This window comes from Rhizobium sp. WSM1274 (assembly GCF_025200775.1).
GTDB classification, from domain to species: domain Bacteria; phylum Pseudomonadota; class Alphaproteobacteria; order Rhizobiales; family Rhizobiaceae; genus Rhizobium; species Rhizobium leguminosarum_I.
The window spans coordinates 1,180,858-1,198,781 of sequence record NZ_CP104138.1 but is presented as its reverse complement, the minus strand read 5'-3'; the positions used below and the strand labels follow the sequence as shown (position 1 = coordinate 1,198,781).

At 60.7% G+C, this 17,924-nt stretch carries 21 protein-coding genes; 5 read left to right on the top strand and 16 right to left on the bottom strand.

What is annotated here, in order from left to right; genetic code table 11:
- Positions 1 to 34: 34 nt before the first annotated feature.
- From N2600_RS06100 to N2600_RS06085, 4 genes are all read right to left on the bottom strand, one after another.
- A complete protein-coding gene (locus N2600_RS06100; protein WP_032985038.1) occupies positions 35 to 412 on the bottom strand; it encodes a Na+/H+ antiporter subunit C in 378 nt (125 codons plus the stop codon).
- Positions 412 to 831: a Na(+)/H(+) antiporter subunit B gene (locus tag N2600_RS06095; RefSeq protein ID WP_017963535.1), complete on the bottom strand. Its 420-nt coding sequence runs from the start codon at positions 829 to 831 to the stop codon at positions 412 to 414. The genes N2600_RS06100 and N2600_RS06095 overlap by 1 nt, the downstream gene beginning before the upstream one ends.
- Before the next feature lie 4 nt (positions 832 to 835).
- Positions 836 to 3,193, bottom strand: a complete 2,358-nt coding sequence (locus tag N2600_RS06090; protein WP_260298430.1) for a putative monovalent cation/H+ antiporter subunit A — start codon at positions 3,191 to 3,193, stop codon at positions 836 to 838.
- A 189-nt stretch (positions 3,194 to 3,382) separates the two neighbouring features.
- Positions 3,383 to 3,598, bottom strand: coding sequence for a hypothetical protein (locus tag N2600_RS06085; protein WP_017963533.1), 216 nt, complete (start codon positions 3,596 to 3,598; stop codon positions 3,383 to 3,385).
- A gap of 187 nt (positions 3,599 to 3,785) precedes the next feature.
- On the opposite strand from N2600_RS06085, the gene msrB reads away from it, so the two are divergent.
- Entirely contained in the window at positions 3,786 to 4,199 is a 414-nt protein-coding gene (gene msrB / locus N2600_RS06080; RefSeq protein ID WP_017963532.1) for a peptide-methionine (R)-S-oxide reductase MsrB, read from the top strand.
- Positions 4,200 to 4,332: 133 nt separating this feature from the next.
- Here msrB and N2600_RS06075 read toward each other — a convergent pair whose 3' ends face one another.
- Complete coding sequence (locus N2600_RS06075) at positions 4,333 to 4,842, bottom strand: Hsp20/alpha crystallin family protein (protein WP_260298428.1); 510 nt, start codon at positions 4,840 to 4,842, stop codon at positions 4,333 to 4,335.
- Between the two features lie 41 nt (positions 4,843 to 4,883).
- Positions 4,884 to 5,360 (bottom strand): Hsp20 family protein, encoded by a 477-nt coding sequence (locus N2600_RS06070; RefSeq protein ID WP_260298886.1) that lies wholly within the window; start codon positions 5,358 to 5,360, stop codon positions 4,884 to 4,886.
- 210 nt (positions 5,361 to 5,570) lie between these two features.
- Here N2600_RS06070 and N2600_RS06065 point away from each other — a divergent pair, with 210 nt between their 5' ends.
- Complete coding sequence (locus N2600_RS06065) at positions 5,571 to 5,792, top strand: hypothetical protein (RefSeq protein ID WP_162118085.1); 222 nt, start codon at positions 5,571 to 5,573, stop codon at positions 5,790 to 5,792.
- 34 nt (positions 5,793 to 5,826) lie between these two features.
- Here N2600_RS06065 and N2600_RS06060 read toward each other — a convergent pair whose 3' ends face one another.
- The 5 genes from N2600_RS06060 to groES all read right to left on the bottom strand — a co-directional run bounded on the left by N2600_RS06060 (position 5,827) and on the right by groES (position 11,743).
- Positions 5,827 to 8,037, bottom strand: coding sequence for an amylo-alpha-1,6-glucosidase (locus N2600_RS06060; protein ID WP_260298426.1), 2,211 nt, complete (start codon positions 8,035 to 8,037; stop codon positions 5,827 to 5,829).
- Positions 8,038 to 8,052: 15 nt separating this feature from the next.
- Positions 8,053 to 9,147 (bottom strand): glycosyltransferase family 4 protein, encoded by a 1,095-nt coding sequence (locus N2600_RS06055; protein ID WP_260298424.1) that lies wholly within the window; start codon positions 9,145 to 9,147, stop codon positions 8,053 to 8,055.
- A gap of 86 nt (positions 9,148 to 9,233) precedes the next feature.
- Complete coding sequence (locus N2600_RS06050; RefSeq protein ID WP_017963527.1) at positions 9,234 to 9,656, bottom strand: hypothetical protein; 423 nt, start codon at positions 9,654 to 9,656, stop codon at positions 9,234 to 9,236.
- 91 nt (positions 9,657 to 9,747) lie between these two features.
- Positions 9,748 to 11,376: a chaperonin GroEL gene (groL, locus tag N2600_RS06045; protein WP_260298423.1), complete on the bottom strand. Its 1,629-nt coding sequence runs from the start codon at positions 11,374 to 11,376 to the stop codon at positions 9,748 to 9,750.
- Positions 11,377 to 11,428: 52 nt separating this feature from the next.
- On the bottom strand, positions 11,429 to 11,743 hold the full coding sequence (gene groES, locus N2600_RS06040) for a co-chaperone GroES (protein WP_026154071.1): 315 nt from the start codon (positions 11,741 to 11,743) through the stop codon (positions 11,429 to 11,431).
- Positions 11,744 to 12,020: 277 nt separating this feature from the next.
- Here groES and N2600_RS06035 point away from each other — a divergent pair, with 277 nt between their 5' ends.
- Positions 12,021 to 12,293 (top strand): usg protein, encoded by a 273-nt coding sequence (locus tag N2600_RS06035; protein ID WP_017963524.1) that lies wholly within the window; start codon positions 12,021 to 12,023, stop codon positions 12,291 to 12,293.
- A 93-nt stretch (positions 12,294 to 12,386) separates the two neighbouring features.
- Here the strand turns inward: N2600_RS06035 and N2600_RS06030 are convergent, their stop codons facing one another.
- The 4 genes from N2600_RS06030 to N2600_RS06015 all read right to left on the bottom strand — a co-directional run bounded on the left by N2600_RS06030 (position 12,387) and on the right by N2600_RS06015 (position 15,057).
- Positions 12,387 to 13,088 carry a pentapeptide repeat-containing protein gene (locus N2600_RS06030; protein ID WP_260298422.1) on the bottom strand — a complete coding sequence of 234 codons (702 nt, stop codon included), beginning with the start codon at positions 13,086 to 13,088 and terminating at the stop codon, positions 12,387 to 12,389.
- Positions 13,089 to 13,235: 147 nt separating this feature from the next.
- Positions 13,236 to 13,787, bottom strand: a complete 552-nt coding sequence (locus tag N2600_RS06025) for a GNAT family N-acetyltransferase (RefSeq protein ID WP_260110475.1) — start codon at positions 13,785 to 13,787, stop codon at positions 13,236 to 13,238.
- A 66-nt stretch (positions 13,788 to 13,853) separates the two neighbouring features.
- Positions 13,854 to 14,522 (bottom strand): PAQR family membrane homeostasis protein TrhA, encoded by a 669-nt coding sequence (gene trhA / locus N2600_RS06020; protein WP_026154070.1) that lies wholly within the window; start codon positions 14,520 to 14,522, stop codon positions 13,854 to 13,856.
- 115 nt (positions 14,523 to 14,637) lie between these two features.
- Positions 14,638 to 15,057, bottom strand: coding sequence for a universal stress protein (locus N2600_RS06015; protein WP_017963520.1), 420 nt, complete (start codon positions 15,055 to 15,057; stop codon positions 14,638 to 14,640).
- A gap of 222 nt (positions 15,058 to 15,279) precedes the next feature.
- Between N2600_RS06015 and N2600_RS06010 the strand changes: the two genes are divergently transcribed.
- Positions 15,280 to 16,140 carry a VOC family protein gene (locus tag N2600_RS06010; RefSeq protein ID WP_170257679.1) on the top strand — a complete coding sequence of 287 codons (861 nt, stop codon included), beginning with the start codon at positions 15,280 to 15,282 and terminating at the stop codon, positions 16,138 to 16,140.
- A gap of 10 nt (positions 16,141 to 16,150) precedes the next feature.
- Here N2600_RS06010 and N2600_RS06005 read toward each other — a convergent pair whose 3' ends face one another.
- Positions 16,151 to 16,534, bottom strand: coding sequence for a hypothetical protein (locus tag N2600_RS06005; protein WP_017963518.1), 384 nt, complete (start codon positions 16,532 to 16,534; stop codon positions 16,151 to 16,153).
- 211 nt (positions 16,535 to 16,745) lie between these two features.
- Here N2600_RS06005 and N2600_RS06000 point away from each other — a divergent pair, with 211 nt between their 5' ends.
- A complete protein-coding gene (locus N2600_RS06000; protein ID WP_017963517.1) occupies positions 16,746 to 17,912 on the top strand; it encodes an AI-2E family transporter in 1,167 nt (388 codons plus the stop codon).
- Positions 17,913 to 17,924 lie beyond the last annotated feature (12 nt).

Genomic DNA, 17,924 nt, shown 5'->3' with positions numbered 1-17,924 from the left:
GTTTGCCATGGGGTGAGCATCCGCACCAACATCCTTAATACCCCAATGGCGGCAGCGGCCGGTCGTCGGGCTCGGCGGCGCGCATGTCGCTGGTGTTGTCGGTGCCGAGGTCCTGATAGGCGCGGTAGGTCAGCACCAGCAGGAAGGCAAGGAAGGAGAAGGAGATGACGATCGCCGTCAGGATGAGGGCCTGCGGCAACGGGTTGGCCGTGCCTGCGGGCAAGCTGTCGAGACCCACCGGGATGATCGGCGGCACCTCGCGCGTCAGCCGGCCGCCGGTAAAGAGCAGCAGGTTGACGGCATTGCCGAGGATGGCGATGCCGAGCATGATGCGGATCGAGAATTTCGACAGCATCAGATAGATGGCGGCGGCAAAGAACAGGCCGACGAGGATCGCGAGAAGCGGCTCCATCATTCCACCTCCTTTTCTTCCAATGCCAGCGCGATCGAGGTGATGGCGCCGAGCACGACGAGATAGACGCCGACATCGAAGAGCATGACGCTCGACAGCGGCATCTCGGCGCCGAAAAGCTTCGGATAAATCCAGAGGCCGGTCATGAAGGGAACGGCAAAGAGGATGGAGAGAAGACCCGCCATGGTCGACAGGAGCAGGCCGAAGCCGGCAATCGACAGCGGATGGAAGTACAGCGCGCGGCGAACGGCGCCAACACCGCGGGCAATGCCGTAAATTGCCAGTCCGGAGGCAGCGATCAGCCCGCCGATGAAGCCGCCGCCCGGCTCGTTATGGCCGCGCAGCAGCACGAAGACTGAAAAAAGCAGCATCAGCGCGGTGAGAAACGGGGCGACGGTGCGGAAAATGAGGGTGTTCATGCGATCAGCCCTCCGCCATGGGATCATTGGCGGCAAGCTTGCGCTCGCTGCCGGCGCGGATGCGGATCAACGCCAGAATGGCAAGGCCGGTGACCGCGACAACGGCAATTTCGCCGAGGGTGTCGGTGCCGCGGAAATCGACGATGATGACGTTGACGACGTTGGCGCCGTGGGCGATCGATTTGGAATAGGCGTTGAAGAAAGCCGTCAGCGCATCGTCGAACGGCGCCTCGGTCGCCCGCATCAGCAAAAGCATGAAGCCGAGGCCGCAGACAAGCGCCAGCGCACCATCGAAGAGCTTGCGGCCGAGCGGCCGCCGATCGGCGGGAGAAAGGCGGAGCCTGGTCATGACCAGCGCGAGGATGACCACCGAGAGCGTTTCCACCATGAACTGGGTAAACGAGAGATCCGGCGCGCCGAACAGCAGGAAGATGATAGCGACGGCGAAACCCTGGATGCCGAGCGAGACGATCGCCGTCAACCGGTCGCGGGCGACGAGCACGGCGGCAAGGCCGAAGGCGGCGATCAGAAAGACCGCCCATTCATAGAGCCTGACATCGGCCGGCCAGGCCGGAAGGCGCGGCAGTTCACCATAGACGACCGGGGGGATGATGAGGATGGCGGCAACGCAAAGGAAGCTGCAGGTGACATAGATCTCCAGCCGCCCCGGCTGGAGGACACGCATGAGGCGGCCCGAGAGGCGGACAAGGCCCGATATAGCGACATCAAAGCCATGGTCCGGCCCGGGTCCGGCCGCGCGCAAGAAGATGGCCATCAGGAAACGGGCGCGCGCCAGCTGCCAGTAAACGCCGACACCGAGCAGTATGGTCAGGGCGGAGAGCGCCAATGGCAGGCCGATATGCGGCGTCAGCGAAATGTCGATGTCGACGGATGTCTGGCGGATGGCGGCTGCGAGCGGGGAGGACAGCACTGTATGGGTGAAGGTCGAGAAGATCGCCGCGAGCAGGCCGAGGACGGCGAGAACGGCCGGGCCGAGCCAAAGCAGGACGGGTGCTTCGTGCGGAGGTTTCGGAGTCTCCACCGGCCGTCCGAGAAAGGGTTTCAGCGCCACGGCGAAGGCGACGGCGAACATCAGCGCATTGCCGAAGACGGTTATCGCGATAAATGTGATCGCGCGGACATCGGCACCGACGAGTGCCGTGTAGATCTCCTCCTTGGCGAGGAAACCGAAGAAGGGCGGCAGGCCGGCCATGGAGAAGGCCGCCGCAAGCGCGATCATCCAGGTGAGCGGCATCGCCCGCATCAGGCCACTGAGCCTGGTGATATCGCGCGTGCCGGTCTCATGATCGATGATGCCGGCGACCATGAAGAGCGCGCCCTTGAAGAGAGAATGCGCCACCAGATAAAGCGCCGCCGCCTCGACCGCATGGTCCGAGCCGAAGCCGATCAGCAGGACGAGCAGGCCGAGCGAGGAGACAGTAGTATAGGCAAGCTTGAGCTTCAGGTCGGTCTGGCGGATGGCGAGTGCGGTGCCGACCACCAGCGTCAGTCCGCCGAAAAAGGGCAGAAGGATTTCCCAGGGAGGCGTTGCCCCCATGACGGGATTGAGCCGCATCAGCAGATAGACGCCTGCTTTCACCATGGTGGCCGAATGCAGATAGGCCGAAACCGGCGTCGGCGCCTCCATGGCGTTCGGCAGCCAGAAATGAAAGGGAAATTGCGCCGACTTGGTGAAGGCGCCGCCCAGGACCAGAAGGAGGGCTGCGAGATAGAACGGGCTTTCGCGCACGACATCGCCCGCTCCGACGAGCCGCGACATCTCTGTGACGCCTGAGATATTCCAGAGGATCAGCAGGCCGGCCAACAGGCAGAGCCCTCCCCCGCCGGTCACAACAAGTGCCTGCAGGGCAGCGCGGCGAGCCGCCGCACGCTCGTGATCGAAGCCGATCAGCAGGAAGGACGTGATCGACGTCAGCTCCCAGAAGATGAAGAGCATCAGCAAACTGTCGGAAACGACGACGCCGAGCATCGCGCCCATGAAGAGGAAGATGAAGGAGAAGAAGCGCCCCTGATCCTTGTGTCCCTTGAGATAGCCGCCGGCATAAAGCACGATCAGGGTGCCGATGCCGGTGATCAACAGCGCGAAAGCCAGCGATAGGCCGTCGAGGAACCAGGAAAAGGAGAGATGAAAGCTCGGCACCCAGGAATACCCGCCGGTGACGACCTCGCCGAGCGCGATCTTGGGAACGAAACGCAGAAAATGCAGGAAGGCAAGCAAGGGAGCGATCGCCAGGAGCCAGGCACCGTTTGCGCCGAAAATGCGGATGACGAAGGGAGCGGCAAGAGCGCCGACGAGCGGCAGACACAGGGCCAGAAATGTCAGAGCCGTGACATCGGCCATGTCTCCTCCTCTACTGCATAATTCAAAATATTACAGTCCTTTGCACGTCCGACAAGACACGCGGCGCTGTAAAGGCAACAGACGAAAAAGCCGAAGAAAACCGGCCCGTCTTCTGGCTTAGGCGAAATGGGGGAGCGTCTCAAGCGATTTCGGCCGCAGGCCGCACTGCATGACGATGTTCGAAGCCGATCAGGCCATCGGTCGGGAAAGGCGCGTCAGCAGCCGGGTGATGCAACCATGCAGGATAAAGACCAGAAGCGTCAGCGGCCAGAGCAGGCAGGCGAAGAGCCCGGCGAGACGATGGAGCGTCAAGCCGTCATGGTTGGCCCAGCCTTCCAACAGCGTGACCGCCATGGCGGCCACGGCCACCAGGCCGTAAAGCAGGACGATTGCTGCCTCAAACACCAGTGATTCTCCAATGCACGTAACATTAACCCTAACAGAAAACCCCTAACGGATGTAAAAGCAAGCGTCTTACTCCAATTGCGGTATGCCGCCGATCTCATGGCGCGGCGCTGGAGACTTGATGAAGTGAACGCGGCGCACCACATTTTGCGCAAACGGAAACGCCCCTCGGCGAAAGGAGCACCTCATGTCCGAAACTGCGACCACCGCCAAGATTCATAAGACCGATGCCGAATGGAAAGAGCAGCTCTCCCCCGAGCAATACCGCATCACGCGCCAGCACGGCACCGAACGCGCCTTCACCGGCCCTTACTGGGATTCGTTCGAGACGGGGCTTTACCGCTGCGTCGGCTGCAACGCGCCGCTTTTCCGCTCCGACACGAAATTCGATGCCGGCTGCGGCTGGCCGAGCTATTTCGAAGCGGTATCGCCCGGTGCGGTGACCGAACATCGCGACACGGCCTTTGGCATGGTGCGCACCGAAATCCGTTGCGGCAGCTGCGAAGCCCATCTCGGCCACGTCTTTCCGGATGGTCCGCCACCGACCGGCCTGCGCTACTGCATCAACGGCCACTCCATGGTGTTCGAGCCCGGGAAATAGGCCTGAACCTGCGATCGGCATCTGCCGATCCAGCGGCCATGTGGAGACTAAGCGCGACGGAAATTTCCGTGCCGCCATGGACGACATGGTAGCGGCGGCCGCCAGGTGGTCGGCCGCCGCGCACTCGTTTCGATCAGCTTCTGATGGCGATGCGCTTGACCTGTGACTGCGCCTTTTCGGTCTTCGGCAAGGTGACAGTCAGGACGCCATTCTTGAAGGTGGCGTCGACCTGATCTTCCTTGACCTCGGTGCCGAGCGGGATGCGTCGCTCGAAGCGGCCATAGTAGCGCTCCGAGAACTGCTTCTCCTTGTCTTCCGTCTCCGAACGCTTTTCACCCTTCAGCGTCAGAACGCCGTCATCGAGGAGGACATCGATGTCCTTTTCCTCAAGGCCGGGGACTTCGGCGGTCACCTTGATATCCTTATCGGTGTCGGAGATCTCGACACTCGGCCAGCCGGCACCGAAACCGCTGGCGCCACGCAGTGACGGCAGGCCAGCGCCGAAGCTGCGGAAAGCATCGTCGAACAGGCGGTTTACCTCGCGATGGAGCGACAGGAAAGGATCATGGTCGTCATCGCGGAGGAGACTCGGAACTTGGTGGCCGTTGCTGCGGCCCCAGGGAATCAAATCATGAACACTCATGGCTTACTCCTTTCTGGTGGTTCTTGGGCATTCCTGACGGTTCAGGCTGCCTGCGTCTCGGCCTCGATCTGCCGAGTCTCGGCCTTCGGCATTGCATTCCCAGTTCCGATCTCGATCTGGCGCGGCTTCATCTCTTCAGGAATTTCACGCTTGAGATCGATGGTCAGCAGACCGTTGATGAGGCGGGCATCCACGACCTTGACGTGGTCAGCCAATTCGAACCGACGCTGGAAGCTTCGACCAGCAATGCCGCGATGCAGGTATTGAACATCTTCGCCGTTGGCCTTCTGCCCTGAGACGACGAGCATGTTCTGCTCGTGGATGATCGCCAGCTCGTCCTGCGAGAAGCCCGCCACCGCCATGGCGATGCGGTATTCGTCCTCGCCGGTTTTGACGATATCGTAAGGCGGCCAGTTATCGATTGTCTCAGCGCGGCTTGCAGCCTCGAGCGCGTTCAACATCCGCTCGAAGCCGACGCTCGACCGGATCAGGGGAGAGAAATCGAGGTTTGTCCTCATAGCCATATCCTCCTTACAAGCAACATGGATACAGGAAACGCCAAGAGCGACAGGCGTCTCCTGGACCTGTCGATCCCTGCTCGGCAATCGACAATACTGATATAATTCAGCAGTTTACTGTCTCAAGAGGACGGAATTTCTCAACGGAAAAATTGCTTTCTTCGAAGGCGCCACCATATCTGGGCGTAGCTTGAGAGAGGAGCAATGGTTATGACAATGACTTCAAAGGACGTCATCGCCGTCCTCGGGCCCGCCGATGAAACGCTCGTGGCCGAGGTTATCGCGACAGGTGCCACCCAGGCTGAACTCGCCGAGGCATTTGCGTGGGCCAGCAACGACGAAGCCTTGATGAGCGAAGGCCGGCCCCTGCCAACAGGTAGGGTTGCTGCGCTTGTTGATCTGCTGAGTTCCGATGAAGAGGAGCCGGAATAGGAGAGGCGGATGACCCGCCTCCCCCACTGATCCGTCATGCTGTCGTGAGCACCTGAACATTGCCGTGGCGATCCATCACATCCACCACGACCTGGCGTCCCGATCGGCGAATGGCGACGTCAGCCGAGCCATTGCCGATCAACAGGCGTCGTAAGATCACTTCGTCCAGGAACGGGGGAAGTTGCGGCACGTTGAAGCTGATGCGCAAGCCATTCGGGTCGAAGTCGAGGCCGAGACAGGATTGCAGCAGCGACAAAGGAGCGGCTGCCGCCCATGCTTGAGGCGAGCAGGCGACCGGATAGAAGGTCGGCCCCCGTGCCCGCTGGCGCGGCAGGCCGCAGAGGAGTTCGGGGAGCCGCCGCAGGTCGATATAGGTCGAGGCGGCAAACAATCCCTCGAATATCCGCGCGGCTTCGGCGCGATAGCCATAGCGGGCAAGGCCGCTGGCGATCAAGGCATTGTCATGTGGCCAGATCGAGCCGTTGTGGTAGCTCATCGGATTGTAACGCGGTTCCGTGGAGGGAATGGTGCGGATGCCCCAGCCACAGAAGGACGAGGCACTCATCAGAGTGCGGGTAATCTGTGCGACCCGTTCAGGATAAGCAATGCCGGCGAACAGAGCATGGCCGGCATTGGAAGATCGAACCCGGCAGGGCCGCTTGTCTCCGTCGAGGGCCAACACATATGTGCCAAGTTCCTCGTCGAAGAAGCTGATGTCAAAGGCACGGCGCAGTCCCTCCGCCCGCGCGAGAAAGCTCGCCGCTCGTTCCGGCCTGCCGGTCTGCCGGAAGATTTCGGCAGCACTTTGCCATGCGGCGTAGACATAAGCCTGGACCTCAACGATTGCGATCGGCCCCTTGGCCAATGTGCCGTCGGCATGGAAGACCGAATCGTGGCTATCTTTCCATGCTTGATTGATCAATCCTTCTTCCGTCAGCCGTCCATATTCAATGAAGCCGTCGCCGTCACGATCGCCATGTTCGTCGACCCATGTCAGTGCCGCTTCCAGATGTGGCAGGAGACGGTCGATCGTCGCAAGATCACCGGTTCGTTTGAGATATTCGCCGGCCAGTATCACAAACAGCGGCGTCGAATCGATGCTGCCGTAATAGCGCCGGAACGGAACCTCGCCAAGTTCGGCCATTTCGCCAAAGCGGATTTCGTGCAGGATCTTGCCTGGCTCGGCGTCAGAGGCAGGATCGATGTCCGTCGCCTGGTTGGCTGCCAGATGGCCGAGAACCCCGCGGGCGATCTCCGGATCGAGCCAAAGTGTCTGAAGCGCCGTGATCAGGGCGTCACGGCCGAAGACGGTGCTGAACCAGGGAATGCCGGCGTAGGGATAAGGACCTTCCGGCTTGTCGGTCATCAGCATGTAGAGGTCGGAGACGCTGCGCCGCGCGGCTTCGTTGAATATCTCGTTGGACGTTGCGATCGACGCCGCGCGCGAGGAAGAGGCTCGCAATGCACGCCGGGCATCCCGCAGGGCCAAGAAGAAGGAGCGGTTGCTCGGTGGATCGGCGGGGGTCTGATCGCAGCCGATCTTGATGAAGAGCGATTTTGTCTGCTGCGGCTCAAGATGGAGATCATAGGTGAGGAGATTGCTGCGGATTTCGGCCGGTTCCGGTACGAAGGAAAACCGCGTCGACCGCTTGCGGCCGTCCAGGCCGATATAGGAAAGCAGGACGCAATCCTGCTCTATGATGGCGGGAAGATGGCGCCCTCTCCTTGCTCTTACGGTTCCACGGACTTCGAAAAGTTCGGCGAAATCGGCTTCGAAGGCGATTTGGATTCGGACATGTTGCCGCCGGTCGTCGTAATTCCTCACGGCCACCCGCTCATAACAGCGAGCATTCCAGAGAAACCGTGACCTGCGCAAATGAATCAGGTCATGAGCCAGAGCCAGCTTTCCATTCTTATCGAATAGATCAGGATTGGTGAGATCGCAGGTCAGCGTGGCGTTGTCATCTCGCAGCGTCGACGACAGGAGCATCGGCCGTTGCCCATTGATCGTCAGGTAGAAATGCGAGAGATAACGGGTATCGCAATGGAAAAGACCTTCCGGGCTGCCGGGACCGGACAGAGCGTCGCCATTGTAATCGAAGACGGCGAAAGTATCGCCGTGCTTCAGGGTACGCGGCCGTCGCTCCTGCAGCGACGCGGCCGCCGGAATGAAAAACTGCGCGACCGGTGCCGCCGGGCCTGGCAATGCTGCGGCGGGGTTGCTGTCCGCAGAAATGTTCGACATGTCTCCTCCTTGACGTCAGGCGACAGCCTGCAGGTCGCGCGCTGGACCATTCGACCGACGGATAGGCGCGGCTTTGGTACGAACGCCGGGCAAGTTGCGATAGATGTCGAGATAGCCGCGCGCCATCCGTTGCGCGGTGAAGCGCTTTTCGAATGTGGCTCGCACCCTGCGCCGATCGAGGCGGAGCGCCCATTCGACGTTCTCGGCCGCTTCGGTGACGCTGTCGACCAGGATGCCGGAGATGCCGTTGTCAATCACCTCCGGGACGGAGCCACAGCCGAAAGCGATCACCGGCGTGCCGCAGGCCATCGCCTCGATCATCACCAGCCCAAAGGGCTCCGGCCAGTCGATCGGGAACAGCAGAGCGCCCGCATTTCCGAGGAAGTCAGCTTTCTGTTGTTCATTGATCTCACCGATGAATTCAACCTGCGGGTGCCTCCTCACCATGGGCTCTATAACAGCTTCCCAATAGGCCTTGTCGGCATTATCGATCTTGGCGGCGATCTTCAGCGGCATTCCGACCTTTGCCGCGATTTGGATAGCGCGGTCGGGGCGCTTTTCCGGGGAAATACGCCCAAGGAAGGCGAGGTAATTGCCCCTAGGGTCCTCGGTGAAGGGAAGAATATCGGCCGGCAAACCGTGATAGACCGTTCCGCGCCAATCGACCGGTGGCATCGGACGCCGCTGGTCGTTGGAGATCGACACGAGCGGAATATCCGGGAACGCCGTGTAGAATGGCTTGAGATCCGGCAGGTCCAGCCGCCCGTGCAGCGTCGTGACCGTGCGATCGGCGAAATCGCGGATCAGCGGAAAATGCAGAAGATCGATGTGGAAATGTAGCACATCGAACTCATCCGCCCGCCGACGGATCTCCTCCAGCATCACGACCTGATGCGGCAGATGGTCCTTGACCGCCGGGTTGAGCCGCAGGGCGACGTCCGCACACGCCACCAGCTTCGCCTGGGTGACGGAATCGCCGCTGGCAAAGAGCGTGACGTCATGTCCCTGTGCGACGAGTTCTTCAGTAAGATAGGAAACGATCCGCTCGGTTCCCCCGTAGAGCTTCGGCGGAACGCTTTCGGCGAGCGGTGCAATCTGAGCGATCTTCATCGGCAAAACCTCCTCTGTTGAGCAAAGAGTCGTCGGCAAAAATCATGCCTGCGTCCTCAAGAGGCACGCGGCAGGTAGAGAGAGGATCAGGTTTCGAATAGCTGTCGGCGGCGTTCTCCTTTCCAGTAGCTGCACAAGCCAAGACCGGGGAGCCGGCGTGGCGGCAGCTTTCGACGGCGGATCCTGTGGGCACGCGAGGAAGCGGGCGAATCTTGGTTGCCAGATTGCTGGTCGCCCTTGTCCAACGTTTTCAGCGCTTCAACAATCTCGTCATAGGAGACGGCTGTTTCCGCACCGGGATAAAGGCGAAGGGCCGGTGCGGAATCGATCGCGAAAATATCCGATGCCCATGACGCGAGAATGGCGCGCTTCTCGTCATTGCCGATGTCGGCGGCGGTGAGCACGTCACGCGGGTGACCGAAATGTTTGGCCGGATAAAGCAGATGCGCCGCGCTGATAGCCGCCGTGGCTTCCTGCTGTATGGAATTGCTGATGCTTTCCTTTCTCATAGCTTGGCTCCACTGATGTTGACCGATGGAACTTGGTTCATTCGCTAGTGCGTGGGGAGGCCCGCCCTTAAGAGCAGGGCGGGCCGATCGCTTAGAAGTCCATGCCGGGGCCGGCGGGCATGGCCGGAGCGGCCTCCTTCTTGGGCTTCTCGGCGATCATCGCTTCCGTCGTCACCAGCAGACCGGCAACGGAGGCTGCGTCCTGAAGCGCCGCGCGCACCACTTTCGCCGGATCGATGACGCCCTGCGCATAGAGATCGCCATATTCGCCGGTCTGAGCGTTCCAGCCATAGGAGAATTCGCTCTTCTCCCGCAGCTTGCCGACCACGATCGAGCCTTCTGCACCGGCGTTTTCGGCGATCTGCCGTACCGGGGCTTCGATTGCGCGGCGCACAATCTCGATGCCGACGCGCTGGTCCTGGTTGGCCACGCTGAGATTATCGAGCGCCTTGACGGCGCGCAGAAGGGCAACGCCACCGCCGGGCAAGATGCCCTCTTCGACGGCGGCACGGGTTGCATGAAGCGCGTCGTCGACGCGATCCTTTTTCTCCTTCACCTCGACTTCGGTCGAGCCGCCGACGCGAATGACGGCAACGCCGCCGGCGAGCTTGGCAAGCCGCTCCTGCAGCTTCTCGCGATCGTAGTCGGAGGTGGTTTCCTCGATCTGGGCGCGGATCTGAGCCGTGCGACCGTCAAGCTCCGTCTTCGAGCCAGCACCGTCGATGATCGTGGTGTTTTCCTTCTCGATCGACACCTTCTTGGCACGGCCGAGCATGTCGAGCGTCACGGATTCGAGCTTGATGCCGAGATCTTCGGAGATGACGGTGCCGGCGGTCAGGATGGCGATGTCTTCGAGCATGGCCTTACGGCGGTCGCCGAAGCCAGGTGCCTTGACGGCAGCGATCTTGAGGCCGCCGCGCAGCTTATTGACGACGAGGGTAGCAAGCGCTTCGCCTTCGACGTCTTCAGCGATGATGAGGAGCGGCTTGCCGGACTGAACGACGGCTTCGAGAACCGGCAGCATCGACTGCAGGTTCGACAGCTTCTTCTCGTGGATGAGAATGTAGGGGTCCTCGAGTTCGACCCGCATCTTGTCCTGGTTAGTAACAAAATACGGGCTCAAATAGCCGCGGTCGAACTGCATGCCTTCGACGACTTCGAGTTCGGTTTCGGCGGTCTTGGCTTCCTCGACGGTGATGACACCTTCATTGCCGACCTTTTCCATCGCTTCAGCGAGGTAACGACCGATCTCGGAATCACCGTTGGCGGAGATCGTGCCGACCTGGGCAATTTCGGAATTGTTGGAGATCTTGCGGGCGTTGGTTTTCAGTTCTTTGACGACAGCGTCGACGGCCAGATCGATGCCGCGCTTCAGGTCCATCGGGTTCATGCCCGAGGCGACCGCTTTAGCGCCTTCCTTGACGATCGCCTGGGCGAGCACGGTCGCAGTCGTCGTGCCGTCGCCGGCGAGATCGTTCGTCTTGGATGCAACTTCACGCAGCATCTGAGCGCCCATGTTTTCGAACTTGTCTTCGAGTTCGATTTCCTTGGCGACCGAAACGCCGTCCTTTGTAATGCGCGGAGCGCCGAAGGACTTATCGATCACGACGTTACGGCCCTTCGGACCGAGCGTCACCTTCACGGCATTGGCCAGGATGTCGACGCCACGCAACATGCGTTCACGGGCATCGGTATGGAATTTGACTTCTTTCGCAGCCATTCTTTCACTCCTTCGATAGGCAGCTTTTCTTGACTAATGCGCTGAGAACGCCTCAGGCGGCGATCTTTTCGGCGGCCTGGGCCACGATAATGCCCATGACATCGCTTTCCTTCATGATCAGCAGATCTTCGCCATTGATCTTGATCTCGGTGCCGGACCACTTGCCGAACAGGATGCGATCGCCGACCTTGACGTCGAGCGCCTGGATCTGGCCTGCATCGTTGCGCGCGCCGGGGCCGACGGCGATAACCTCGCCTTCCTGCGGCTTTTCCTTGGCGGTATCAGGGATGATGATGCCGCCCTTGGTCTTTTCCTCGGAATCGACTCGGCGGACAAGAATGCGATCATGAAGCGGTCGGAACGACATGTTTTCCTCCAATGGACAAACAATGATGACGTTGTTCCCCTGGCCGGACCGGATGACCGGTCCGGGCGGGTGCAAACCTCTGTCGAGCGTTTTGCGCGGAATGATCTGGTTTTGCGGTTTTTCCATTTCAAGGGGCTGGCGAAAAAAAATAGCACTCGCAATGGATGGCTGCTAACACACTGAGAAGGAACAACAAACACTGTTCCTGCGTTGAGAATCAGTTGATGGACGCAAAGATTTGCGCCACCTTCTCGTTGTCGTGAAACGGAGATGAAGCATGGAATTTTCATCGGACATAGAGCGCCAGCTCAACGGTTACGGTCTTACCACTGCGCACATCCTCTACCGCATGCCGGATTTCGAGTCGGTCCTGCAGACCTATGTCTGGCAGGATTACGATCTCGCCCCGGACTTTCCGGAAATGCACAGATTCCTGGATTTCTGGCAGTCCAAGCTTGACGGGCCGCTGCATTCCGTTCGCTATAGCCACCAGCGGCTGATCGGACCGAACGAATGGCGTCGCGTCGCGGGCGAGTTCCGATTGCACTAAATCGAATCCGACAGTCCCCAGCCAGATGGTTGTGTGCCCGCCAGCCATTGTTGCCCCCTAGGGCCTTACCAGCCGGTATCGCGCGAAGCCCAATCAATCGTGATCGGCAGGGCATGGCCAGGTCGAGGGTGCCGAAAGGCCGGCCGGCAGCTTGGTCGAGGCATCGCCGCAGGCAAGGTCGATCTGCGTCTGTTCGAGCCCGGCGGCGCCCGAGAGGTCGAGGCCTTCGATGCGGGTCAGGAACATGAAGGCGCGCTCGAAGGTCGCCGGGCCTTCGAAGGTGGCCTTGGAGAGATCGGCGCGGGAGAGGTTGGCGAAAGAGAATTTCACCCCCGTCAGCACCGCCTTGTCGAAATCGGCGCGGCCGAGTTCGGCCTTTTCGAAGCTCGCGCCGGCGAGCTGGGCGCCGGCGAAATTGGCACGCTGCAGCTCGGCGCCGGCAAAGGACGCGCCCTCGGCGGCGATATTGGCGAAGCTGGAGCGATAGGCCTCGATCTTGGCGAAGTTGGCGCCTTCAGCATGTGCGCCCTCCAATGAGGCACGCACCAGCGTCGCTTTCTCCAGATTGGCGGATTTGACATTGGCGCCGGCGAGATCGGTCAGCGAAAAATCGGTGCCGACGAGATTGGCGCCCTCGAGATCACTGCCCTGCAGCATCAGGTTTTTCTTGGTGCATTCCTGCCAGTCGAGCTTCGGCTCGGCCAGACTGCTGCAATCGGCGGCCCGTGCGGCAACTGGCGGAAATGCTAGAAGGACGAGGGCAAGGAGACCGAACGACGATCTTTGCATTGCCATGAACTGTTCACCCCCATGATGCTTTCAGGCCGCCTCCGGCGAAGCAGGCCGTCCACTTTCTTACACAGCTCAGACTACAATAAAAAGATGGCACGCGCCGTTCACAATGGCTTGCTGATCAGTCCGGACGATTGCCAGGCAGGCGGATCAATCCACCTTGCCGGGCAGGCGAAGTTCCATACAGGTGAGGTCCAGCCAGCGGCCGAATTTGATGCCGACCTCGGAAAATCTGCCGGCGATACGGAAACCGAGCTTTTCGTGCAGCCTGATCGAGGCCGTGTTCTCAGCCTCGATGCCGGCGATCATCACATGGACGTTCGCGGCTGCAGCACGCGCGATCAGTTCCCGCATCAACCGCTCTCCGATGCCCGCACCGCGGCAATCCTTGTCGACATAGACGGAATGCTCGACCGTGTGGCGGTAGCCGTCGAAGGCTCGCCAATCGCCGTAAGAGGCGTAGCCTGCGACCTTGCCCGATAGTTCGGCGACGACGACGGGAAAGCCGCGCGCCTTGCGCGCCCCGAACCATTCCAGCCGATTTTCGAGATCGACCAGCGTGTCGTTCCAGATCGCCGTCGTGTGCTCGACGGCGTGATTGTAGATATCGCGAATGGCGGAAAGATCGGCTTCGGTGGCGTCGCGGAGGAAGACAGCGTCTGTCATGATGCTCCGGTTCATATTGTTTGCGAAGGCGGGCATACGCCCCGCCTGAAAAGATGTAAACGACGGATGCGAACCAGGAACGACTTCGGGCCCATCAGTCGTTCAGAGGCCTGGTGGCGACAGGCTGAAACAGGTGAAGACGGCCGAATAATGCACCGCCGCGGCGGTGACGACGAAGCCGTGCCAGATGGCGTTCTGGAACCGCAGCTTCTCCCAGACATGGAAGATGACGCCGAGCGAATAGATGACGCCGCCGATGACGATCAGCAGCATCGAGGCGGCGGGAATGCGCGAGGCGACGGGCTCGGCCACCAGTACGCCGCTCCAGCCCATAGCGAGATAAAGCAGGATGGCAAAGCGGTCGTAACGCCCGGGAAAGACGCATTTCAGGATAATGCCGATGGCGGCGAACAGCCAGATCGCGACCAGCATGAACAAGAGCAGCGGATCGTCGGCGCCGCGTTCAAGGAAGGGCGTGTAGGTGGCAGCGATCAGCAGGAAGATCGCCGAATGATCGAAGCGGCGCAGATACCATTTGGTGCGCGAGACCGGCCAGGCATTGTAGGAAAAGGAAATGGCAAGCGTCAGCACCAGCCCGACGCCATAGATCCAGGCGGCGGCGAGCGCGCCGTAGGAACTCCAGACCGTGGCGTAGAAGATCAGCACAGTGGCGCCGATCAACGCCAGCACGAGACCGACGCCATGGACGATACCGTCGGCGATCAATTCGTATCTGTCATAAGCCCAGCGAATGCCGTTGAACTCGGCCATGCACGCCAATCCGTTTCATACCCCGATTGCAATCGTCGCATCGAACCGGCAGGCGCGCAACTGCGGCAAAGCGCACGGGCGGTAAATCTTCGTGACAGGCTGCAGTTGCGCAAGATCAAACCTTCTGCCGGTCGACCAGCACCGAGCATTTGGCATGGCGCACGACCCGGTCGGCGGTGGCGCCGATGAAGTAATTGGAAAAGTCGGGAACGTGAGAGGCGACGATAATCAGGTCGGCGCCGTGGCTTTCAGCCGCCGAGATGATGGCTTTGGCGGGCGGGCCGTTGCGGATCTCGACGGTTGCCGCAACACCGGCTGCGGCGATCAGCGCTTCCAGTTGCTCGCGGCTGTCCTTCATGGCGTCCTCGACCATATTGGCCGGCAGTTCGATCGCGACATAACTCGGCACATCCTCGACGACGTTGAGTGCGATGATCTCGCCGCCTGCGTCGAGCAAAGACGCGGCCTTGCGAAGGATTTTTTCTCCCTTGTCGATGCCGCCGAGCGCGATCGCTACGATGATCTTCCGGTACATGGCTTCCCTCCACGACTGAGATGCATAAGTTTCCTCTTAAGAAGATATGGGCGCATTGATCGCGATCAAGTGGACACAAGTCATCGTCAACAGCTGCTCAACGCTTCATCCTCAAAAGCGGATCTACTGTGAACAATCGGAATGCGCCATATAGGGATCAAGTACGGCGGCCGAGGTGCGCCTTTTATCTTACAGGCCAATTCAGAGGCAGGAGAACAATCCATGACGACCGAAACTTCCTATGCGCTGACGCGGCCCGCTTATATCGACCAGTCGCATCTCGTCGTGACCGACCTCGGTCTGGTTTCCGGCTTCTATCAATCGATGCTCGGCCTGAAGGTGATCGAGAAGACGGCGAGCGGCGAAGTGCTGGGTGTCGGCGATCTCCCTTTGCTGACGCTGACCACTGCAAAGAATGCCATGATCGCGCCGCGCAATGCCGCCGGCCTTTTCCACACCGCTTTCCTGATGCCGAACCGGACGGAGCTCGCCCACTGGCTGCGCCATGCGGCGCAGAACAATGTCGTCCTCGACGGCGCTTCGGATCATCTCGTCAGCGAGGCGATCTATCTGTCCGATCCCGAAGGCAACGGCATCGAGATCTATGCCGACCGGCCGCACGAACAGTGGAAATTTCATCAGGACGGCATGATGGAGATGGCGACCCTGCGTCTCGACCTGCAGGCGCTCTATAACAGCGCGCCTGGTGAGCGCTGGGACGGCATGGCTGCGGGGACGGCGATCGGCCACTTGCATCTGCAGGTCGGGGACATCCCGCAGGCAGACGCCTTTTACCGCGACGTGCTCGGCCTCAAGCTGATGGCGCGTTATCCCGGCGCGAGCTTCTTTGCGAGCGGCGGTTACCACCACCATCTCGGCGCCAATATCTGGAACAGCCGCGGCGCCATGGCTCGCGCCGGCAACATGACCGGGCTTTCGGACTATAAGATCCGTTTCAACGACAAGGCGACGCTGGATACGGCGGTCTCCAAGCTCGACGCGCTGGAGATCAACAGCGAGAAGCGCGACGGCGGCGTCTTCTTGAAAGATCCGTGGGGCATCGGCCTAACGCTGTCGGCCTGATCCGAAGAGGCTATCGGACCTTCTCGGCACCGGATGGTGTCGTCACCTGCGTCGGTCCACCCCCGTTTCCACTCGGCGATGGTGAACGGTCCACAGCTTCCGGAGGCCTTACCGGGCCGGAGGCAGGATCGTTGTTGAAGGTGCCAGGGCCCGATGGTTGCGCATTGATCGGATCCGGCTTGGTCGAGGCTGTCGCCGTTGGATCATTATTGCTGGGGTTGGGCCAGATCGCGACACTGACGCCGGCGATGATGAGGACTGCCAAGCCGGCCGCGATGATCCCCCAGACCCACCATCGCCGCTGGTCGGAGGCGTCAAGCGTCGCCTTGTCCGCATAGGGCGGCTCGGTGCGGTAAGTCTCGGTGGCATTGATCTGATCTCGATCTGCAGTCATGGCTGTAACTCCTTCCGAGCCCGAACTCCCGTGACCGAAAACTTGTTCCGGCGCGAAAGCCTCACATTCACATGATGACCGCTCGTGCGGTCGCAGGCTCCGGGTGCGACAATTGTGCGATAGCGGACACAGCGGTTCGATTGACGGCGGAACCGGAACCGCACCGGCGCGTTTCCGTCACGAAGCAATGGGGCTTCGGGGACCTCACCGCATGGGCATCGCCAATGGCATCCGCAAACACGCAAAGAAGATCGCCATCGGCGAGCGCCATACCAGCGCCTGGGCACAGTCATTGAAGGAGGCGGCCGAGGAGCTGCCGCCGCCACCGCTGCACCGGCTGGAAAAGGACGGGCTCGATGTCAGCATGGCCTGGGCGATCATCGGTATCTTCGGCATTCTCTTCCTTGCCGCCGTCTATCTGATGTCGCTGATCCTCATTCCGATCACACTTGCCGTCGTCGTCGGCATGATCCTCGGCATGGCGGCAGAAAAGCTCAGCAGGATGGGGGTTCCGCGGCTTGCCAATGCCTTCATCCTGTCAAGCAGCGTGGCGCTGGTGATCTTCCTGCTGATCAACTCGCTCGCCGACCCACTGACGACGCTTGCCAATGAGGGCCCGGCCTTTGCCGAGCGAACCATCAACCGCGTCATGCCTTATCTGGAGCGTATCAGATGGCTGCATATCACGCCGGCGACATTCGAAAGCGGGTCGATGTCGATCGGTGCGCTGCTCGAGAACACCGGCAACGTGCTGCACGTGGTGACCACCAGCCTGACGCCGGCGCTGGTGCAGGGGATGATCTTCTTTGCGGCGCTGCTTTTCTTCCTCGCTGGTCGGGTCAACCTGCGCAAGACGATCATCATGACCTTCCGCACCCGCACGCAGCGCCTGGCGGCCATCCGTGTCATCAATGCCGTCGAGCAGGTGCTCGGCTTCTATTTCGCCACGGCCTCGCTGATCTATGTCGGGCTCGGCGTGGTCATGACTGTCATCGCCTATGCCGGCGGGCTATCGGCGCCGGTGCTCTGGGGCTTCTTTGCCTTCCTGTCGAGCTTCATCCCCTATCTTGGCATCACGCTGATGACACTTGCCGTCGCGGTCGCCGGGATCATCACCTACGATGACTTCATCATCGGCCTGATGCCGGCCGCGGCCTTCTTCACCGTCCATCTCCTCATGGAGAACCTGATCTTCCCGGCGGTGATGGGACGGCGGCTGGAAATCAATCCCTTCGTCGTTTTCCTCGCCATCCTGTTCTGGACGTGGATGTGGGGTGCCGTCGGCGCCATGCTGGCGCTGCCGCTCTCGCTGATCGTCATGACTGTTATCGAAGAATTGCTGATCGAGGAAAAGCCGCAGCCGCAGTTACCGAAGTGATCAACCGTGGAG